Source organism: Agrococcus sp. HG114 (assembly GCF_024723325.1).
Taxonomy (GTDB): domain Bacteria; phylum Actinomycetota; class Actinomycetes; order Actinomycetales; family Microbacteriaceae; genus Agrococcus.
The window spans coordinates 1-992 of the sequence record NZ_JANQCH010000238.1 but is presented as its reverse complement, the minus strand read 5'-3'; the positions used below and the strand labels follow the sequence as shown (position 1 = coordinate 992).

1 pseudogene is annotated in these 992 nt (G+C 77.7%); it reads left to right on the top strand.

The window, feature by feature from the left end:
- A pseudogene (locus NWP09_RS12980) lies at positions 1-992 on the top strand (ABC transporter); the annotation flags it as partial.

Below are 992 nucleotides of genomic sequence, written 5' to 3'. Positions count from 1 at the left end.
CGCTTGCCCGGGTCGACGCCGGCGCGACCCTGCTCGTGCTCGACGAGCCGACCGCGCACCTGGACCGCGCCTCGGCCGACCTCGTGCGCGCGGCGATCCGGCGCCGGGCGGAGCGGGCCGTCGTCGTGCTCGCGAGCCACGAGCACGACACCACGGCGCTCGCGACGATGGTCGTGCCGGTCGGCGTGGCCGCTGCCAGCGCGAGGCTCGAGCACCGGGCGATCGACGACGCCGCGTCCCTCGCGAGCGCCGCGGACCCGTCAGCCGCTGATCGCGGGGCCGCGGACGCCCCGTCAGCTGCTCCCCCGGCCGCGGAAGCGCCGCACGCTGCGCGCACGCCCGCGGAGGGCGCGCCCTCGAGCGCCGCACCTGGCGCGACCGAGCCACAGCCGGCCGCCCGCTCGCGCGCGCCGCGGCTCACCGTCCGCTCGCTCATCCGCCCCCACCTCGCCGCGTGGGCGGGCGCGATCGCGATGGCCGCCATCGCGGTCGCGATGGGCCTCTCGCTCACTGCGGTCTCGGGCTGGCTCATCGTGCGCGCGAGCATCGAGGAGCACATCATGATGCTGCTGCTCGCGATCGTGGGCGTGCGGGCGTTCGGCATCTTCCGCTCGGTGGGGCGCTACGCCGATCGGCTGCTCACGCACGACGCCGCCTTCAAGGTGGTCGACGAGCTGCGGCTGCGGCTCTGGCGCGCGATCGCCGCGCGCGGAGCCGGGTCGCGCAGGCTGCTCGAGGGCGGCGCGCCGCTCGACTACCTCGTGACGCTCGCCGATGAGCTGCGCGATCAGCTGCCGCGCGTGCTCCCCCCGATCGCCGTCGGCGTGCTCGTCATCGCCGGCGCGGGCGTGACGACGCGGCTCGTCGCGCCGCCGCTCGCGCTCGTCGTGGTGCTCACCCTGGCGCTCGCTACCGCGGCCGCCGCGGCGCTCGCCATCTGGTCGGAGCGCGGGGCGGCCGCTGCGCGCGTGGGTGCGCGCTCGGCGCTCGTG